The following is an 18,674-nucleotide window of genomic DNA, read 5'->3' on the forward strand; positions in this document are numbered from 1 at the left end:
TACACTCATTGGTGAGCCCCTAGCCAATGAATTAGGTTAAGCCCTATCGAGCGCGTACTTTCACGACGCTTCCTCATTACCATTCAGACAAAAGTCATTTGGCTGGCTCCCGTCCGAGACAAGCCTCCATGCTATCTACTTTAGAAATCAGTCACTTAGTAGAACAAAGTTTTCTGCCCACTCGTTGCGAATGCACAGTCGATCCGGGAGCCGCTCTGACGGTACGATTTTTCCACGATACTTCGAATCAAGAAGTTCTTGTCGTCACCGGTATCTCGTTAGCTCAACTGAGTAACGGGCATGCCATCGCAAGTCTTGTCGCAGGGCTGCGGCAGGATCTTGAACTCGTTTCTTCTGCTTCTAGCTATACAGTCAGTAATCCAGTTTCTAGGTTGCAACGTCGGTGATATGAGGTTGACTGCTCCTTAAACTGATGCCAATGCTACGCTTTGATTTCTTCGAATGAGATGAAACACCCCATCGAAACCTCTCAGACATTCGAGAATGATTATGAAGCGGATCCTGATCGGTACTCTCACCCTAGCAATCATCGGCACGATGAGCGATGGACTGCTCCAATGGAGAGCCGTCGACAAGCAGAATCAAGAATTTTCGTGCAGTGAAGCGAAGCAAACCTTAAAAGGAGTGGAAATTCGAGCGCGAGCATTGGCTGTCGGGATGACCGTAGAGGCATACGCTAACGCTGAAGAAGAGGAAGTGGCGAAACTAATCAGTGCTCTCGAAGGTGCAACTAGCGAGGCGGATATTAATTCGGTCATGGAGAGTCACGCTGCCGCCATAGAAGCGGAGGACGCCGCTGTTGAGGCAGAGGTGGACGCTCGAGGCGATCAAGCATTCCTCGAACAACGATTAATGAAACAGCGAATACCCGTCGATGTTAAACAACAGCTCGAACGCGCCGCAAAGGCAGTTAGTCTCATTTGTAGTTAGCCCTCTGCGCTAACAAGGCCTCCCCTCAAAAACTGTCCCAATCCAGACTCTTGTCCGAGGCAACAAAAAGGGCCCTTTGTACGTAAGCGTCCCTTCACTACCGTTACCCGGCATCTGGCAGGTTGGAAGAATGGCCGTTACGCCAATCTCGCCCAACCAGCGCCGCTGTAGCACTACCCATGACGATGATCAGCAGTAGTTTGATAGCGCAGCTTCATCTGGTGCATGACGGGCGCGGTAATGCTTGCGTGCCGGATTTTGCGGTTAAGGATGCCTTGGCTAATGGGCGCCTCAGATCTGTGATGGATTCGTACATGACCCGTACCACTGTTTTCCAGATTCTATGGCCGGGCAGCAAACAAATGTCTCCAAAGGTGAGAGCGTTTGTAGACTTCCTTGTAGAGCGGTTCGGAAATCAGCCCGTAACGAGTGAAACGTGAAAATTGTTTCGCCCCTCTCTATCAAGCGATTGAGTAGGATGCTGACTAGGTGCATGTCGTAGGTTTTTGCTATTTGCTCATGCCGGTTTCGACCGGGACGATCGTGACCTCGAGTGTAAGGGGCCGGCGAACACACCTTCCGAACTCCAGCATTAAGGGCGATGGTGTCCGCGTATTTTTAAGCGGACGCGATAGCCCTTAACGTCAGGATTTCCATGCGCCAACGAAGCTCTTATCCGAAACCCTTCAAGGCCCAGGTTGTTCAGGAATGCCTGCAACCGGGCGCAACCCTATCTAGCGTTGCCATCAGCCACGGCATCAACGCCAACGTTATCCGCAAGTGGCTACCACTTTACCGAGACCAGCCGCCAGCGGCGTTGCCGGCTTTCGTTCCGTTGAGAGCTACGCCCAAACGGCAGGCGGAAGCGTTGGCGATTATTGAGCTGCCGCTTGGCGAGCAATCGATCACAGTGAAATGGCCAACTTCCGATCCTGAAGGCTGCGCCCGCTTTGTCCGTGGACTCGCGCAATGATTCGCGTCGATGCCATCTGGCTCGCCACCGAGCCCATGGATATGCGTGCCGGCACTGAAACTGCGCTGGCCAGGGTGATTGCGGTGTTCGGTGCGGCGAAGCCGCACTGCGCTTATCTGTTCGCGAACCGCCGCGCCACTCGTATGAAAGTGCTGGTGCATGACGGGATTGGCGTCTGGCTGGCTGCTCGCAGGTTGAATCAAGGCAAGTTTCACTGGCCAGGCATTCGACAAGGCTGCGAGATGGAGCTGGATACTGAGCAACTTCAGGCCTTGGTGCTCGGCCTACCTTGGCAACGCGTTGGGGCTGGCGGCGCAATCACACTGCTTTAACACCCGCCATTAGCCCATTGGTCTATCGCCGCGAACGGCCTGCTCTGGCAAAGTTCGCGGCATGACGTCCTCACCCAACCTCGACCAAATGTCCCCCGACCAACTGCGTGCCCTCGCGGCGCAGTTGCTGTCCCGGGTTGATTCTCTCGGGCAGCAAGTCGACAGGATGGGCAAGAAGAACGATCGCGACCAAACCATCATCGAGCAACTCACCCACGAAATCGCCTGGTTCAAACGGAACAAGTTTGCCAAGCGCAGTGAACAATTGAGCCCTGCTCAAGGCAGCCTGCTCGACGACCTGCTCGACACCGACATCGCGGCCATTGAAGCCGAGCTGAAAGCGTTGAATCCGCCGGCTGCGCCAGCCGAGCCACGCAAGCAGCCAAAGCGTGTTCCTTTGCCTGCGCAGTTTCCGCGCACCGTGATTTATCACGAACCAGACAACACCCAATGCGCCTGCGGCTGCCAGCTCCAGCGGATCGGCGAGGACGTCAGCGAGAAGCTGGATTACACGCCGGGCATGTTCACCGTGGAGCAGCATGTGCGCGGGAAATGGGTCGGCCGCGAGTGTGAAACGCTGACTCAGGCACCGGTTCCGGCCCAGGTAATCGACAAGGGCATCCCGACCGCAGGGCTGCTGGCTCACGTGATGGTGGCCAAATTCGCCGACCATTTGCCGCTGTATCGCCAAGAGAAAATCTTTGGCCGCGCCGGCCTGGCTATCGCCCGCTCGACACTGGCGCAATGGGTTGGCCAAACCGGTGTGCAGCTCCAGCCCTTGGTCGATGCGCTGCGCGAAACAGTGCTTGCTCAAGGCGTGATCCACGCTGACGAAACGCCGGTGCAGATGCTCGCACCGGGCGAGAGGAAAACCCACCGTGCTTACGTCTGGGCCTACTGCACCACGCCTTTTTCGGCACTCAAAGCTGTGCTTTACGACTTCAGCCCAAGCCGTGCGGGCGAACATGCACGCAACTTTCTTGGCCAGTGGAATGGCAAGCTGGTTTGCGACGATTTCGCCGGCTACAAAGCAAGCTTCCAACAAGGCATCACCGAAATCGGCTGCATGGCCCACGCCCGCCGCAAGTTTTTCGATCTGCACGCGACGAACAAAAGCCAACTGGCCGAGCAGGCGCTGCACTCAATTGGCGGGTTGTACGAAATTGAACGGCAAGCGCGGGAGATGACCGTTGAAGATCGCTGGCGAATACGGCAGGAAAAAGCGGCGCCCGTTATCGACGCACTGCATACCTGGATGATGGCCCAGCGCGACCTTGTGCCCGAAGGGTCGGCTATCGCCAAAGCTCTTGATTACAGCCTTAAGCGCTGGACTGCACTGACTCGATATCTCGAAGACGGCGCTGTACCCATCGATAACAACGCGGTCGAAAATCAGATAAGGCCGTGGGCACTTGGACGCTCGAATTGGTTGTTCGCAGGTTCGCTGCGCAGTGGCAAACGGGCGGCGGCGATCATGAGTTTGATCCAATCGGCGCGGCTCAACGGGCATGATCCGTATGCTTATCTGAAAGACGTTCTGACGCGCTTGCCGACGCAGCGGGCGAGTGAAATCGAAGAGCTTCTACCTCATAAGTGGAGCGAATCACACTCGGACTGGATTGGTGAGCGCTACGTCTCGAATAGGGCCATTCCAAGCGATGGGTGAGAGTAGGAATACTACGATAAGGAAAGCTACCTGGGACAGGTAGAACGGCTCCAGCCACTGCTGCCTCAATGCGACGTAAAAAGTGTTATGAGTTACGTCGACCAAAATAATCGCTACCGTAAGCACGATTCCGGCTCTTGGTTTGATGAAAAGTAGCAGTGCTGCAAGCGGGTCAAAAAACGTAAGCGCCCCCCAGAAAATACGGCTAGCCAAGTAAGCGCTAGGCCCGTATCCGTAGTCCCAGAGCAATCCATGCGAAACGTCTGCACGGATGTGATTAGCGGTTGCGATGAAAAGGCAGCATGCGAACAAAATTCTGACGGCGAATGACAATCTTGGCATAGCGTTATCTACATTCGTGATCTACGCCCTGCATGATAGCGGGATCGATCAACGGCGCCAGCAGTTGCAATGGGAAGGTGTGATCGCTGAACGCTTACCCTCGAGTAACCCATTCAGCTTTTTTGAAAGACTTCGGGTTGCTCTTAAATCAAATGCTAGCCGCGACTTGCGTCGCAAAAAAACGATCCCTCCTTGCCCTGCGGGCAAAGCCGCCTTCCGCCCTTCCCTGCCATTTACTTCCTTTTAAATTTCCTGAAGACAACGACAGAGGCAAAAGCAACGGCGAAGCAATCGAGTCGATTGCCCTAAAGCCTTTCGCTATCGGAAAAAGCGGTGTGATGAAGATCCCTGCTTTTTATTTGGAATCAAATAAATAACTCCGTCGCTTTTTTTGATTTCCAGGGGGCTCGCAAACTATTTTTTTAGGGGCCCTAGCATGGCTTCTAAGCCACCCCTAGCAGTTTGTGACTTCACCCCTGCTCTCGACGATCTCGCCAGCAGTGGAGGCTCTGTATCGATTTGATCAGGCGTTTTGGCTACGTGCTCACGACAGGAGCGGTTTGTCCTCACGCCAGACGCGAGCTAGTGCTTCATCGGCTTTTCGCTGAAGGTCGGAGCGGCTATGTACCAGATCAGTTCTCCTAGCGGACGGTGCGAGCTGATCAACGTCCGAATCGACATTCAGCAATAGCGCCGAGAGGCTTGCGTGCATGGTTAAGACGGCGGCGACCACATCGCAGTGCAAGAATGGCTTCACACAGGGTAAGCCTGTCTCCGCAAGTTCGATGCCTTGAAGGCAGCATCTCGCAGCAGCGAGTGCACCTAAGGTAATTTCCAGTGTTCGCTGTTGACTGTGACCTTGAGAGTCAACCACTGGCTCTTTGATAAAAGCGCTGAACGTTCGAACATCGTTGTCGGCGTGGGCCTTCATGACGTCCATCAGTTGCGCCACCTCATAGATGGTCTTTTTCCGCTCGTCCTCCAGGTTACAGGCAGCAGATTTTCGTAGCGCCATGAGGAGAAGCGCAAGCCCGAAGCTGGCACAGACGCATGACGTGGCACCGCAGCTTGGTACCGAAGTATCGGCCGCAATTTTGTCTCGAAAAGACTCGAGGCTTGATGACCAAATGCTCATCCGCAGCACATCCTTCAAGGCAGGGTATGACTAATTGGGTAGTCGCTCTTCATCTACTGGGCCGGCGTAACCCTGTCTCCGTCACCCGTCGGTTCCTCTCCCTGCTGACGTTCTCTTCGTCCGTCCCCTCACCGAAGTCCTGCTCATTCAACTGATCTCGGTAATTCTGCTCTGGTTCGTTGTCTCGCCCTGCTTTATGAAGATACCGACCTGCTGACATAGGCATGTCAGCAGGTCAGCTGTTTATCACCGTTCTCCGCGCGTCCCGCCATGGCTATGTTGCCCGCCGATTCGAGCTTTCTCGGCCTTGTCAGTTGCGACATTGGCATTAGGCTCGCTTTTGCGCCCCGCCTCTTTGACTTTTTGAGGGTCATCGGAAAAGCCGTGATGCGGTTCTTGTCGTTTGGTCATGGCTGATCTCCTTAAAGCAAAAAATAGTTACCTTCATTTGAGGCGGCACCATAAGCCTTCGTCCCGTTGACACGACCAACGGGAATTAGCTGCCGCCATAATGAAAAAAGCCTCTTCAAATGCGACTACTGCGGCTCAATCAACGCGGTCATTGTTCTGTTCCGGTGTTTCAATATCCGTTTCCGTTTCACCGTTCGATGGCCGCGTAGGCGGTAACGAGGGTGCCTGATCATTTTCTGAATCACTCGGGTATCCGGGCAAGCCGCGCGCATCTTCCGGAGTCAGAACATTGCCCGCAGAGTCGCTTTCGTGATCCCAGTCTGTCGTCGCATTTGGATCTTCGTCGCGACCGGCAGTGCCCAAAATGCAGCCATCATCATTCGGATGGCTCGAGTCATTTTCTGGCAAATTTTGAGTGCTGGTTGAATGCGGTTTCATAGGGGGCTCCAATGCGGACTAGTGGGTCTTCTTTGGAGTAACCCAGTGCATCCAAGTGCAGAGCAAGGGACAAACGGTGTGGGTATCCGCGTCAGTAACCACCGGGACTGAAGAACACAGAGCCAAATGCCCATTCAGCCTGTCGAAGACATAAGAGTGGGAAAAAGGATTTTTTTCGGCGCTTCACTCGCTGCCTGATTATCAGATCACTTTAAGAAAGGGTCGGCCATGGATCTCGTATTTCTCGGTACTTCAGCAGGCGTTCCGACCCGAAATCGAAATGTGAGCGGCACCGCTTTGCTCGAGTCCACAGGCAGAGGTTGGTATCTGATCGATTGTGGTGAAGCCACTCAGCATCAACTATTGCGTACTCCATTGTCATTACACGAGCTTCGAGGATGCTTCATCACGCACGTTCATGGTGATCATTGCTTCGGCCTACCCGGCTTGCTGGCCAGCGCCGCCATGTCGGGACGTCTCGAACCACTAAATATAGTGTTGCCGGTTGCCCTACATGCCTGGTTGCGTCTAAGCGTGGCTGTAAGTGAGTCATGCCTACCCTTCGAGTTGCATCTGCATGCGAGCGAAACCTTCGAGGGCTGGCGAAATGGCAATGTTCAAGTCAACACCGTTGTCCTCTCCCACCGAGTCCCATGTCATGGCTATATATTTTCCGAGGCCACCCCTGACCCACGATTGGATGTGCAACGCCTCGAGACAGATGGTGTCCCCCGAGGCCCTCTTTGGGGGGAGCTGGCGCATGGACATGATGTTGAGCATGCAGGACAGACATTTCGTTCCAATCATTATTTACGGCCTGCCCGACCAGACCAGCGCATCATCATTTGCGGCGATAACGATTCCCCCGAACTATTGACGGAGGTGGCGCCTGGCACGAACGTGCTCGTGCACGAGGCGACCTTCACTCAGTCTTTAATCGATCGCACGCGGACGACTTATGGACACAGTAGTGCCGCTGCTGTGGCGCGTTTTGCTGAGTCGGCACGCATCCCAAATCTAGTGCTTACCCACTTCAGCGCGCGCTATCAATCCAACCCCAAACTTAGCCCGTCCATTGATGATGTCCGCGAGGAAGCAGCGGCACACTTCACCGGCGAGTTGATCCTGGCGGATGATTTGCAACGCTACCACCTCGGTCGGGACGGTCGCCTGAAGCCTGCTATCGGCCGCTTGTCGCGATGCTGATTACTATTTGTAAATCAGCGCCGCGCTTGCAAATCAAAATGAGGTGCCGTGCAATGAAGTGGAGCTCAAGCCTTCCGCCGGTACCCCGACCCCAGCCGAGCCCTGAGCGCTTTTGCTGAAGCAGTATGAAAGCAAAAAGCGGGTGAAATTCATCGAACGATAACCGCGTGCTCGTGCTCGCATTCACTGATGAGTCCAACCGAATTACGTTCCAGTCTCGGCACTGAAAATAGAGCCGCAATCTGCTGTCATAAATTGTCTCAGCTGAACCTTGCGCTGGTATTGAAATCGTCGTGCCTTGGCGGTACTTGTAGGACACCATTCGTTAGCAGGAAGCGCACCATGGGGCCCAGATTCAGAGTGATTGAAACCACTAGACTAGAGGATGGCAACAAGCGATATAGGGTTGTAGATCTGGTTGAGGGAGGCTCAGCGAGCAAACACGGTGTGTTTGAGGTTAGAGCTGAGGCAGAGACTGTTTGCTCGACATTGAACATCGAGCATAAATGGCCGACAGAGATAGGGATGCGTCGTGCCGCACCGGTTAGCTCTCAATGATGTACACGATTATCGAACCTGCTTTCTAAATCTATTACCCGGGGGCGCAGACGAATGCCTCCAGGTCTCCGAGACTTTATACCTCATTACGTGTGGCCTCGTCCTCCTGGAGGCAGAAAGACTCTCTGAGAACTCAACATGCTGAAGACGTTTGACACGAGCTCTGCTACCTCATGCAACAGATAACGCGTCGAGTCGCTGATTTGAAGCAATGAAAGTCTGCCAACAAGAAGGCCCTCGCAGGGCCCTTTTGTACTCAATCCAAAATCACTTGGTCAGCCAGGACTCGACTTTGTCCGCGCCATATTTTGCTTTCCATTCTTTCAGCGTTTTGTGGTTACCACCCTTGGTTTCCACGACTTCGCCAGATTCCGGATTTTTGTAGACCTTCACCTGGCGAGGCTTGCGAGTGCTGCTCTTCGACTCAGCAGCAGGTGCGCGACGACCTGCCTTTGGATCTAGTAGGTTGACGATGTCTTTTAAGCTGAAGCCGTACTTCGCCAATAAGGCACGGAGCTTTGTTTCGAATTCGATTTCAGCCTTCAAGCCCGCATCACCTTTGAGGGCTTCAAGTGCTTGAAGCTGTTCAGCTAGGTGTTTTTCGAGCTGGCGGAACTCTGCGAGCTTGGACATGAGAAATCTCTCCGTGATTGTTATTCTAACGTTACACCAAAAACTCTGATTTGCATGAAGTAAGAGCGTTAACTTTGTTTATTCGTTCGTATCCGTTGCAGGATTCGCACTTGAGCAAACGTCCATTCATTAGCATCTCACGACGAGAGAAGGTTCGTAATATCGCAACGGAACATTGGCGTGAAGACGCCGAATCTGAATCTGATTTGCGGAACGGAATTGCCAGCGGAGGTGTCGTTTGTATTAGACACCTTGGTGTCGAAATCCCATTCAGATAGAGAGGTAGTTTTCATGAACAATATCATCTACATCGTTGGGGCAGTGGTGATCGTCCTAGTTATCCTTTCGTTTGTAGGCCTTGTATAGCCTGCCAGCCGAAAATCGTTTTGGTGACCGGATGCGGTCTAGTACGAGCCAAGTCATGACACTTGGATAACGAGACGTTTCCGACATGTAGCCGCTCTCCTGGCGATAGCTATTTTGTCGTCCCAAGGGCAGCTGTGGCGTTGCACAACTCTTCCCGCCTGCAGATGCCCGGCAGCGCCTCGTCGACGAATTCAAAGGCGCCGAGTGACTATTACTCCCTATATCGAACGGTACCGCTCCTTGAGCAACGAAATTTCTAAAGCTTTAGTGCCGACATATTCCTAAGTGCTCCTGTCTGCCCCAAGAAGACGTTTGCTCCGCCGTTATCCTTCACGCGCTCCTTCCTCTCTTCGCTAATGCCCGCCACCTCACATGCGTAGGCTCTGAGTTATTGTCCCATCTGAGTTGACAGTCAAACCGTTTTCACCCTCTTTTTCCCCTTCCTGTAGATCATTAATCTGAGCCCATGTTGAACGAAGCCACTTACCCCTCTAGATAAAGGATTTCATCATGAGCAACGCCACTTACAACCACCTGAACAAAGACGACGCCGTAGTCCTGATGATCGACCACCAGACCGGTCTGATCTCGCTGGTGCAAGACTTCTCGCCCAACGAGTTCAAGAACAATGTGTTGGCCCTGGCTGACGTGGCGAAGTTCTTCGAACTGCCGACCATTCTCACCACCAGTTTTGAACAAGGCCCCAATGGCCCGCTGGTGCCGGAGCTCAAAGAAATGTTCCCGGACGCGCCTTATATTGCCCGTCCTGGCCAGATCAACGCTTGGGACAATGAAGACTTCGTCAAAGCAATCAAGGCCACCGGACGCAAGCAACTGATCATCGCCGGCGTCGTGACTGACGTTTGCGTGACCTTCCCGACTCTGTCGGCCCTGGCCGAAGGGTTTGAAGTGTTCGTAGTCACCGATTCTTCCGGCACCTTCAACACCACCGTACAACAGGCAGCTTGGAACCGTATGACTCAAGCAGGTGCGCAAATGATGAACTGGTTCTCGGTAGCTTGCGAATTGCAGGGCGACTGGCGGAACGACATCGAAGGCTTGGGCAACCTCCTGTCCCAGCGCATTCCGAACTATCGCAACCTGATGAACAGCTACTCGGCATTAGCAGCGCGCCAAGCTTAAGTCGGCCTGGCTATTGCGAAAGCGCATACAACAAAGGGCCCTCGAAGGGCCCTTGTTTGTACTCAAAAGGAAATCACATGGACAGCCGAGGCTCGACATTGACGGAGCTGCCATGCGTACCTGCGCCAAACATACGATGAGTTCAACCAGTCCGCTAAGTCGCTGGCGGTCAGTCACGCGAATTTGATGGCACCGCCCTGGATGTCGTCGCGCGCCAATCGCAGGTCAACGGCGTCCTGATTGAGCCGGTGAACCAGGTTGAGCAACCGTTGCCGCAACACCTCGTCCGTGAGCTGCTCAGTTGCACGCATAACATCGAGCGCCGCGTGCTCATTGTTGGTAGCGACGGAGTCAAGCAGTTTGCGCATGCTTCTTGATGGTCGATTCATCTCCAACTCCCTGGATTTCAGTGACGCGAATCATATGGCCAGAATGTTTCGTCAGTATTTCAACTGCACGAACTGGCTTGAATCACCGGCTCCGGCTCATTTGACGCTAGCTGGAGGGACAACCTGAGGGGTCGATTACGTTTGTAGCAACCCGTCATTGATGAAGCTAAGCGGCTCGCTCCAGGGGAGAGTCCTGCAGTGACAAGCTCCGTACGTGAACTAATTCACGATGGATCCGGCGGCGTTAGTCCTTCCGCCTCAACACTCTCAGGCATCAATGTCGCAATCAACGCCCGAACAGCTCCCGGCAATGCATCCAGCTCCCTGACCAAAATACTTCGTTCGCGAATCGCCCAGGGCTCATCAATTTCAACAATCTCAAGTTTCATGGTACGACTGTGCCGAAGCGCGGCGGACTCGGGAATAATACCGATCCCCACCCCGGCCTCTACCATCCGGCAGATTGCCTCGAAACTCGACACCTGAATTCGCAAAGATAAGTTCTGCCCGAGCCGCTCCACATGGTCTCGTAGAAAGCTCAGCAATGTGGTGCCTTCATGCAAACCAATGTGCTGAAACGCCAACGTTTGTTTCAACTTTACCGGTTTCGGCCCCGCCAACGCATGACCCGCAGGCACCACCAACACCAGCCGATCGGTACTGAAATGCATCACCTGCAGCCCCGTAGCCTCCACCGGCCCTGCGATAATCCCCATGTCAGTGCTACCGTCTAATACCCCTCGCACGATATCTCGCGACATACGCTCTTGCAGGTCAACCGTCACCGCAGGCCGCTTCGCCAGAAAACCTGCCAACACTTCCGGAAGAAATTCGGTCACTGCCGTAGTGTTGGCAAAAATCCGTATATGCCCGGCCGAGTCGGCGTCGTTGGTGGTGAATTCGGATTTCAGATAGTCCACCTGACGCATGATCAGTCGCGCATGTTTGAGCAAGCGTTGTCCGGCAGGGGTCAACTCGACGCCCCGGCTGTCTCGGTACAACAAACGTGTATTGAGTTGGCTCTCCAACGCTTTGATACGGGCACTGGCCGCCGCCGGCGACAAGAACGCTCGGCGAGCACCCTGGGTCAGGCTTGGTGATTCGCCAATGTGAATAAACAAGCGCAAGTCAGCCAGATCGAAGTGCATGTTCGTTTCCAGAAAAACACTGTGCGTTCAGCATACATGAACGCCGGTATACGAAAATGCAAATTCTCAGAATACCGAACGCCTTGCATGATCCTTCTCAGAACAACAACTGGCGAGGGTATCCCGCATGGGTGCTGCAGATTTTTCTACTTGGCTAGGACGCACCGAAGAGGCTCAGGATCATTTGAGTCGCAACCTAATCAAGCGCATCGCCGCTACCTTTGGTGAAGAAACTCCAGCTAACGGCGCGGCGCTACCGCCGCTTTGGCAGTGGTGTTTCTTTCAGGAGCCGGTAGCGGAATCTCAACTCGGCACGGATGGCCACCCAGCGCGTGGTGGATTCCTGCCCCCGGCGGACAACCGCAATCGGATGTGGGCCGGTGGCCGTATCGAGTTTATCGAGCCATTGCGAGTCGGCGCTGACGCCCATCGCTTGTCGACCATCACCCATATCGAAGAAAAGATTGGTCGCACCGGCGCGCTGTTATTTGTCACCGTGCGCCATGAGTACTCCCAAGACGGTCGTTTGGCGATCCGAGAAGAACAGGACATCGTTTATCGCGAACCGAATCCGCCCAAGGAAAGTAGCGGCCATGCGCTTGAAGAGGGTGACTGGAATGAAAGCATCGAGCCCACCCCGACGCTGCTTTTTCGCTACTCCGCTGTGACCTTCAACGGCCACCGTATTCACTACGACTACCCCTATGTCACCGGAACCGAAGGTTACGCCGGACTGGTAGTCCACGGGCCGATGATCGCTACCCTGAACCTGCGCGCATTCTCACGTGCCAATCCCGATGCGCGTCTTCGCCACCTTTCCTATCGCGGTGTCCGTCCTCTGATCGCACCTCAGCCTTTCAACGTGGGCGGGCGAATTGTCGAGCCCGGCAAAGCTCAGCTGTGGGCCGGCAACCATGCCGGAGTCGCTCAAAGTGCTGAAGTCCTGTTCGACTAACACCGTCGTCCCCTTTTAAAAATGTGTCCCTGCCCTGACCCATGAGAGCCAAATGATGAACTCGAACGACAACGAAGAACTGAATGCCATCCGCGAAGGCGTACGCGCCTTGTGCGCCGAATTCGATGCCGCCTACTGGCGCAAAATCGACGAAGAAAAAGGCTTCCCGGAAGCCTTCGTCAAAGCTTTGACCGACGCTGGCTGGCTGGCTGCGATGATCCCGACAGAATACGGCGGATCGGGTCTAGGGCTGGCAGAAGCCTCAGTAATTCTCGAGGAAGTAAATCGCTGCGGCGGTAACTCCGGCACTGTTCACGGGCAGATGTACAACATGTTCACACTGCTGCGTAATGGCAGTGAGGTACAGAAAAGCTATTACCTACCAAAGCTGGCCAGTGGTGAGCTTCGCCTGCAATCGATGGGCGTGACCGAGCCCACCACCGGCACCGACACCACCAAGATCAAGACCACCGCGGTTAAGCGCGGTGATAAGTACGTGATCAACGGACAGAAGGTTTGGATCTCGCGCATTCAGCATTCCGATCTGATGATCCTGCTAGCGCGTACCACACCATTGGCAGAAGTGAAGAAGAAGTCCGAAGGCATGTCGATCTTCCTGGTCGATCTGCGCGAAGCCATCGGTAACGGTCTCACCGTGCAACCGATCGCCAACATGGTCAACCACGAGACCAACGAGTTGTTCTTCGACAACCTGGAGATCCCTGTCAGTAGCTTGATCGGCGAAGAAGGCAAGGGCTTCAGGTACATCCTCGACGGCCTGAACGCCGAACGTACCTTGATCGCCGCAGAGTGCATTGGCGACGGTCGCTGGTTCATCGAAAAGGCCAGCGCTTATGCCCGCGACCGCGTGGTGTTTGGTCGTCCAATCGGCCAGAACCAAGGAGTGCAGTTTCCAATCGCCGAAGCCCATATCGAAATCGAAGCAGCCGACTTGATGCGCTGGCGTGCTTGTGAGGAATACGACAGCGGTATCAACGCCGGAGCCAGCGCCAATATGGCGAAGTACCTGGCGGCAAAAGCCTCCTGGGAAGCGGCCAACGCCTGCCTGCAAACCCACGGCGGTTTTGGGTTTGCGTGCGAATACGACGTCGAGCGCAAGTTCCGCGAAACACGCCTTTATCAAGTCGCGCCGATCTCTACCAACCTGATTCTTTCGTACGTTGCCGAGCACTTGCTCGAGCTGCCACGCAGCTTCTGAGGACATGATAATGAGCCATACCCAAGCCCTGGCCGGTTTCCTGGCCGAGCTGAAATACGACGACATTCCCAACCCTGTTCTAGACCGGACGGAAGACCTGTTTCTCGACTGGCTTGGCTCTGCGCTGGCCAGCCAAGGCTCGCACCCGATCCCGTTGTTCGAGCGCTATGCGCAGCGTATGGGGCCAAGCGATGGCCCATCGAAAATTCTGGTCAACGGCCGGGGGACGTCTGCGTATTTCGCTGCACTGGTGAACGCTGCGTCGTCGCATTTGGTCGAGCAAGACGACCTGCACAACAGTTCAGTGTTGCACCCGGCCACAGTGGTTTTTCCCGCGGTGTTAGCGGCAGCTCAGGACTTGGGTAAGTCTGGACGTGACTTGCTGCTGGCGTCAGTTGCCGGCTATGAAGCGGGTATCCGCATCGGCGAATTTTTGGGTCGTTCGCATTACACCGTGTTTCACACTACTGCCACCGTCGGTACGCTGGCGGCAGCGGTCGCCGTTGGTAAGTTGTTAGATTTCGATACGGAGAAATTTATCAACGTACTGGGCAGCGCTGGTACTCAGGCTGCCGGACTTTGGGAGTTTCTGCGAGACGCTGCTGACTCCAAGCAATTACACACGGCTAAGGCAGCAGCGGACGGTTTGCTCGCTGCGTACATGACTCTCGATGGTCTGACCGGCGCGCGCAATATTCTCGAAGGCGACCAAGGTTTGGCCGCCGGAATGTCCCACGACTCTGTCCCTGAGAAATTATCTGACCGCCTGGGTACGCGTTGGGCGCTTGCTGAAACCTCGTTCAAATTCCACGCGTCTTGCCGTCACACCCATCCTGCGGCCGACGCCCTCCTGCACCTGATGCAACGTGAAGACCTGCATCACGAGCAGATCGCCAATGTCAGAACCCTTGTTCACCAAGCAGCCATCGACGTGCTAGGTCGTGTGGTGGTTCCGCAAACCGTGCACCAGGCCAAGTTTTCCATGGGCGCAGTGCTGGGTTTAATCGCTGTACATGGCAGCGCGCAATTAACCGAGTTTGAGCAACAGGCGTTGACCGACCCTGCCGTTGCCGCGTTTCGCGAAAAAGTCAGCATGGAACTCGACAGCGAAGTTGACGGCGCTTATCCGGCTCGTTGGCTGGGGCGAGTGATCGTCACCACTACAGACGGTCGCACGCTGTCAGCAGCCATTGACGAACCCAAGGGCGATCCGGGCAACACTCTGTCTCGACCTGAACTGGAAGACAAATTCCAGCGCCTCCTGGCCTTCTCCGGAGCGCGAACAGTTGACCAGGGCAAAGCGTTGATCGAACAGGTATGGCAACTGCGCGATGCCACATCCCTGAACAACCTGAACTAGAAGACAGCCCATGTAAGCGCTGCCCTAGGCGGTGATCGGCCGGAAATCGGTCGTGCCACCTAAGGCAGTTCCTACAGGTGTGGCATCATCCGAGGTACAAAAAATGACCACCCAGCATAACTTGCGTCCACTGGACGGCATCACTGTTATCAGCCTCGAACATGCGATTGCTGCACCGTTCTGTACCCGGCAACTGGCCGACCTCGGCGCTCGCGTGGTGAAGATCGAGCGCCCTGGCAGCGGTGATTTTGCCCGAGGATATGATGAACGGGTAAACGGTCTGGCATCACATTTTGTCTGGGCCAATCGCTCCAAAGAAAGCCTTACCCTTGACCTAAAACAGGATGAGGCAGGAAACATCCTTATGGGTCTTCTTGGAAAAGCCGACGTGCTGGTTCAGAACCTGGCGCCGGGTGCTGCGGCGCGGATGGGCTTGTCGTTCGAAGCGTTGCAGGAGCGTTTTCCTCGCCTGATTGTCTGTGACATTTCAGGCTATGGCGAAGGCGGCCCCTATGAGAAGAAAAAAGCCTACGACCTGTTGATTCAAAGCGAGGGCGGGTTTCTCTCTGTGACAGGCGGGCCGGGTGAAGAGGAGATGGCTAAGGCTGGTTGCTCCATTGCTGATATCGCTGCAGGCATGTATGCCTACACCGGAATTTTGTCCGCGTTGATGCTGCGCGATAAAACCGGGGTTGGCAGTCGCATTGATGTGAGCATGCTCGAGAGCCTGGTGGAGTGGATGGGTTACCCGATGTACTACGGGTTCGAGGGCGCGGCGCCGCCGCCTCGTGCAGGCGCTTCACATGCGACGATTTACCCGTACGGCCCCTTCCCTACCAAAGGCGGCGATACCGTGATGCTTGGGTTGCAGAACGAGCGTGAGTGGGCTCTGTTCTGCGAAAAAGTGTTGCTGGATGCAGCACTGGCGACTGATGAACGCTTCTCGGCGAATTTCAAACGCTCTGCGAATCGTGATGAGCTACGCCAGATTATCGTTGACGGCTTTTCACAACTGACAGTCGATGATGTGGTGACCAGACTGGAAACCGCCCAAATCGCCAGCGCCCGGGTCAACGATATGCAAGGCGTATGGGATCACCCGCAACTCAAGGCTCGCGACAGCTGGCGTGAAATCGACAGCCCCGCCGGCAAATTACCCGCGCTCTTACCACCTGGGCGGAATGCATCCTTCACCCCGCGCATGGACTCGGTGCCGGGATTGGGAGAACACAACACGGGCATACTCGCTGAGTTGGGCTTCTCCGACGAAGATCAGGCGCGATTGCAGGCAGCTGGGGTCATCTGAGAACAGCCCCTGCGACGATCTCTTTTAGCAGTCAACTTGTTGGCGCGAGGGCAGGCGCAGTGTGTCCGATAAAGCCTCGCCAACAAGTTGGTAACAGAGGTCAATGAAGCAATCCAACCGCTAAACAATGACAAAAAAGGAAGCCTTCCATGTCCGGTTCCACCATTCGTTCCGCACTCTTTGTGCCTGGCAGCCGCCCTGAACGTTTTGCCAAAGCACTGGCCGCGGGTGCCGATGCGGTTATCGTCGATTTTGAAGACGCCGTCGAAGAGTCCCTCAAGCGCCAGGCAAGGGACAATCTCGCCGCATTTCTGCAAGCCGAAACACAAGCATCAGTCTGGGTGCGTATCAATGCTCCAGAGCACGCTGAACATGCCGCTGATATCGTCTTCTGTCAGCAGCAATCGGGCATCGCAGGAGTTTTGTTGCCAAAGGCCGAAAGTGCGGCTCAGGTCGCCGCGGTTGCTGTCACAGACAAACCGATATGGCCAATCATAGAAAGTGCGCGCGGGATTTTAAAACTCGCTGAAATCGCTGCTGGACAGGGTGTTCAACGTTTGGCATTTGGCGCCTTGGATTACGGACTGGATTTGAACCTGAACCTAGGCTCACCCGCAGGTCAGTTCGTGCTAGATCAAGCACGCGTGGCGTTGCTACTGCATTCGCGGGACGCTGACTTGCTGCCGCCGCTGGACGGTGTCTACCCAAGTATCGATGACCTGGAAGGCCTGCATCAAGCTATCTGCCACGCGCATGAAATGGGGTTCGCCGGCGCTATGTGTATCCATCCCAAGCAAATTCCAGTGATCCAGCATGCGCTGTCTCCGAGTGCGGAGGTGTTAGCTTGGGCGCAACGAGTCGTTGACGCCAGCGCACACGGTCGCGGCGCCTTTCAAATTGATGGGCAGATGGTCGATGCGCCAGTGTTGATCCGTGCGCAACGGATAATCGCGATGGCTTCGATCAATCCGAACGCTCATCGATGAAGCTGAGATTTTCTTAAGTATCCGGTCTTGTGTGCTCTGCATTTACCCACGCACTAAATTCGCGGAGGTAGAGTGCCGTGCACATATGACTTGGCTTTTGCTTTGAGATAATGACCGGCCCGAACATAGACTGAGTTCGGCTAGATCTTCGACTTGATTCTTTCAGAAATCAACGCTGAGAGCACACCTAAGCGCCCAGTGAAAAAATGATCCGCACCTGGTACGACTCTTACTGACGCGTTACTCCGCTCAGCCCACCGAAGAATCTGCGACAGCGGAGCGCTTTCGTCCAACTCCCCGTGTATCAAACATGCTTCAGCGACTACTGGTGTCGCGTAGTGTCTCTTGCCTGGAACCTCGCCATCTGGAAGCCCACAGAGAATGACGTCATCACAGGATAGAGATGCCTGCGCCAATGCTTGCTCTACCCGTGCGGCAATGAAGGCACCAAAGGAAAATCCCATCAGAATGAAGGGCACCCTGCCCTCCCTTTCGCGCAGCAGGCTGGTCAGATCGATGATGTCCTGAGTTTCAAGAACTCCACCATCATATTTACCTGATGATTTCCCGACACCTCGAAAATTTGGACGATAGACACTCACACCTAGCGCGTTAGCGGCACGCATCATCGTAAAGGGGACTTTGTGATTAGCATTCCCCCCCAGCAACGGATGAGGATGGGCAATCAACGCTACCGCTTTAGGTGTCGCCAGACAGTCGCTCAGTACCTCTGTGACGCCATTGGATACTTCAAATAATTCACTTGTTGCCATGGAAAACACCGCCGGCTAATTTGCGCTTCCCTCAGCTTGGGAGCTCGCGTCAGCGCCCGTCGGGGGGGCTTAATTCTGGGATAGGTACATCTTCAACAACGCGCGACAGCAGTACCATCGGTTTTTTGCTATTTATAATGGCAAACATCATACCCCTGGCGCTTCTGGGCAATTTCTTGATAAGGCTCTTGGCCGTGTCCCTGAGCGCTTGATCCGTCCCGTGAATCTTGGCCGCCAGAAGTAGACAGATAGTTGCATCGATCATATTCATGAAACGTTGGTCTCGACAGCTACAGCAGGATATATAACGTCCAGAAGACACCGTTTTTCCGGTAGTTCATTACTAGATACGCTATCAAAGTTAAAAATCAGCCTCATGTGTTG

General features: G+C 54.7%; 21 protein-coding genes. 13 read left to right on the forward strand and 8 right to left on the reverse strand.

Annotation, left to right across the window (positions count from 1 at the left end):
* Positions 1-128: 128 nt before the first annotated feature.
* From ACYZTW_RS16765 to tnpC, 6 genes are all read left to right on the forward strand, one after another.
* Positions 129-407: a DUF1652 domain-containing protein gene (locus tag ACYZTW_RS16765; RefSeq protein ID WP_462000942.1), complete on the forward strand. Its 279-nt coding sequence runs from the start codon at positions 129-131 to the stop codon at positions 405-407.
* A 103-nt stretch (positions 408-510) separates the two neighbouring features.
* Positions 511-951: a hypothetical protein gene (locus ACYZTW_RS16770; RefSeq protein WP_462000943.1), complete on the forward strand. Its 441-nt coding sequence runs from the start codon at positions 511-513 to the stop codon at positions 949-951.
* A 122-nt stretch (positions 952-1,073) separates the two neighbouring features.
* Positions 1,074-1,391, forward strand: a complete 318-nt coding sequence (locus ACYZTW_RS16775; RefSeq protein ID WP_462000944.1) for a LysR substrate-binding domain-containing protein — start codon at positions 1,074-1,076, stop codon at positions 1,389-1,391.
* A 215-nt stretch (positions 1,392-1,606) separates the two neighbouring features.
* Entirely contained in the window at positions 1,607-1,924 is a 318-nt protein-coding gene (gene tnpA / locus ACYZTW_RS16780; protein WP_140682490.1) for an IS66-like element accessory protein TnpA, read from the forward strand.
* Positions 1,921-2,256, forward strand: coding sequence for an IS66 family insertion sequence element accessory protein TnpB (gene tnpB / locus ACYZTW_RS16785; RefSeq protein WP_140682487.1), 336 nt, complete (start codon positions 1,921-1,923; stop codon positions 2,254-2,256). The genes tnpA and tnpB overlap by 4 nt, the downstream gene beginning before the upstream one ends.
* A gap of 61 nt (positions 2,257-2,317) precedes the next feature.
* Positions 2,318-3,922, forward strand: a complete 1,605-nt coding sequence (gene tnpC / locus ACYZTW_RS16790) for an IS66 family transposase (protein ID WP_462000945.1) — start codon at positions 2,318-2,320, stop codon at positions 3,920-3,922.
* Between the two features lie 886 nt (positions 3,923-4,808).
* Here tnpC and ACYZTW_RS16795 read toward each other — a convergent pair.
* The 3 genes from ACYZTW_RS16795 to ACYZTW_RS16805 form a co-directional block, all read right to left on the reverse strand.
* On the reverse strand, positions 4,809-5,399 hold the full coding sequence (locus ACYZTW_RS16795) for a cyclodeaminase/cyclohydrolase family protein (protein WP_462000946.1): 591 nt from the start codon (positions 5,397-5,399) through the stop codon (positions 4,809-4,811).
* Between the two features lie 246 nt (positions 5,400-5,645).
* A complete protein-coding gene (locus tag ACYZTW_RS16800) occupies positions 5,646-5,810 on the reverse strand; it encodes a general stress protein (protein WP_129444056.1) in 165 nt (54 codons plus the stop codon).
* A gap of 135 nt (positions 5,811-5,945) precedes the next feature.
* The gene (locus ACYZTW_RS16805; RefSeq protein ID WP_462000947.1) at positions 5,946-6,248 is read right to left on the reverse strand and encodes a hypothetical protein; all 303 of its coding nucleotides are present in this window, start codon (positions 6,246-6,248) and stop codon (positions 5,946-5,948) included.
* 228 nt (positions 6,249-6,476) lie between these two features.
* On the opposite strand from ACYZTW_RS16805, the gene ACYZTW_RS16810 reads away from it, so the two are divergent.
* Positions 6,477-7,454: a ribonuclease Z gene (locus tag ACYZTW_RS16810; RefSeq protein WP_462000948.1), complete on the forward strand. Its 978-nt coding sequence runs from the start codon at positions 6,477-6,479 to the stop codon at positions 7,452-7,454.
* 825 nt (positions 7,455-8,279) lie between these two features.
* Here the strand turns inward: ACYZTW_RS16810 and ACYZTW_RS16815 are convergent.
* The gene (locus ACYZTW_RS16815; protein WP_462000949.1) at positions 8,280-8,645 is read right to left on the reverse strand and encodes a histone-like nucleoid-structuring protein, MvaT/MvaU family; all 366 of its coding nucleotides are present in this window, start codon (positions 8,643-8,645) and stop codon (positions 8,280-8,282) included.
* 876 nt (positions 8,646-9,521) lie between these two features.
* On the opposite strand from ACYZTW_RS16815, the gene ycaC reads away from it, so the two are divergent.
* Positions 9,522-10,154 carry an isochorismate family cysteine hydrolase YcaC gene (gene ycaC, locus ACYZTW_RS16820; RefSeq protein WP_462000950.1) on the forward strand — a complete coding sequence of 211 codons (633 nt, stop codon included), beginning with the start codon at positions 9,522-9,524 and terminating at the stop codon, positions 10,152-10,154.
* A gap of 173 nt (positions 10,155-10,327) precedes the next feature.
* On the opposite strand, the gene ACYZTW_RS16825 is transcribed toward ycaC, so the two are convergent.
* Together ACYZTW_RS16825 and ACYZTW_RS16830 are read right to left on the reverse strand one after the other, a co-directional pair.
* On the reverse strand, positions 10,328-10,543 hold the full coding sequence (locus ACYZTW_RS16825; protein ID WP_462000951.1) for a hypothetical protein: 216 nt from the start codon (positions 10,541-10,543) through the stop codon (positions 10,328-10,330).
* A gap of 224 nt (positions 10,544-10,767) precedes the next feature.
* Positions 10,768-11,691, reverse strand: a complete 924-nt coding sequence (locus ACYZTW_RS16830; protein WP_462000952.1) for a LysR family transcriptional regulator — start codon at positions 11,689-11,691, stop codon at positions 10,768-10,770.
* Positions 11,692-11,818: 127 nt separating this feature from the next.
* On the opposite strand from ACYZTW_RS16830, the gene ACYZTW_RS16835 reads away from it, so the two are divergent.
* The 5 genes from ACYZTW_RS16835 to ACYZTW_RS16855 all read left to right on the forward strand — a co-directional run bounded on the left by ACYZTW_RS16835 (position 11,819) and on the right by ACYZTW_RS16855 (position 17,517).
* The gene (locus ACYZTW_RS16835) at positions 11,819-12,646 is read left to right on the forward strand and encodes an HTD2 family dehydratase (RefSeq protein ID WP_462000953.1); all 828 of its coding nucleotides are present in this window, start codon (positions 11,819-11,821) and stop codon (positions 12,644-12,646) included.
* Between the two features lie 55 nt (positions 12,647-12,701).
* Positions 12,702-13,865, forward strand: a complete 1,164-nt coding sequence (locus ACYZTW_RS16840) for an acyl-CoA dehydrogenase family protein (RefSeq protein ID WP_462005773.1) — start codon at positions 12,702-12,704, stop codon at positions 13,863-13,865.
* A gap of 10 nt (positions 13,866-13,875) precedes the next feature.
* Positions 13,876-15,225 carry an MmgE/PrpD family protein gene (locus ACYZTW_RS16845; protein ID WP_462000954.1) on the forward strand — a complete coding sequence of 450 codons (1,350 nt, stop codon included), beginning with the start codon at positions 13,876-13,878 and terminating at the stop codon, positions 15,223-15,225.
* A gap of 103 nt (positions 15,226-15,328) precedes the next feature.
* Positions 15,329-16,531, forward strand: coding sequence for a CaiB/BaiF CoA transferase family protein (locus ACYZTW_RS16850; RefSeq protein WP_462005774.1), 1,203 nt, complete (start codon positions 15,329-15,331; stop codon positions 16,529-16,531).
* A gap of 149 nt (positions 16,532-16,680) precedes the next feature.
* Positions 16,681-17,517, forward strand: coding sequence for an HpcH/HpaI aldolase/citrate lyase family protein (locus ACYZTW_RS16855; protein WP_462000955.1), 837 nt, complete (start codon positions 16,681-16,683; stop codon positions 17,515-17,517).
* 140 nt (positions 17,518-17,657) lie between these two features.
* Here ACYZTW_RS16855 and ACYZTW_RS16860 read toward each other — a convergent pair whose 3' ends face one another.
* The gene (locus ACYZTW_RS16860) at positions 17,658-18,290 is read right to left on the reverse strand and encodes an alpha/beta hydrolase (RefSeq protein ID WP_462000956.1); all 633 of its coding nucleotides are present in this window, start codon (positions 18,288-18,290) and stop codon (positions 17,658-17,660) included.
* A 49-nt stretch (positions 18,291-18,339) separates the two neighbouring features.
* A complete protein-coding gene (locus tag ACYZTW_RS16865; protein ID WP_462000957.1) occupies positions 18,340-18,561 on the reverse strand; it encodes a DUF7740 domain-containing protein in 222 nt (73 codons plus the stop codon).
* Between the last annotated feature and the right edge of the window lie 113 nt (positions 18,562-18,674).

Source organism: Pseudomonas sp. LB3P25 (assembly GCF_054897985.1).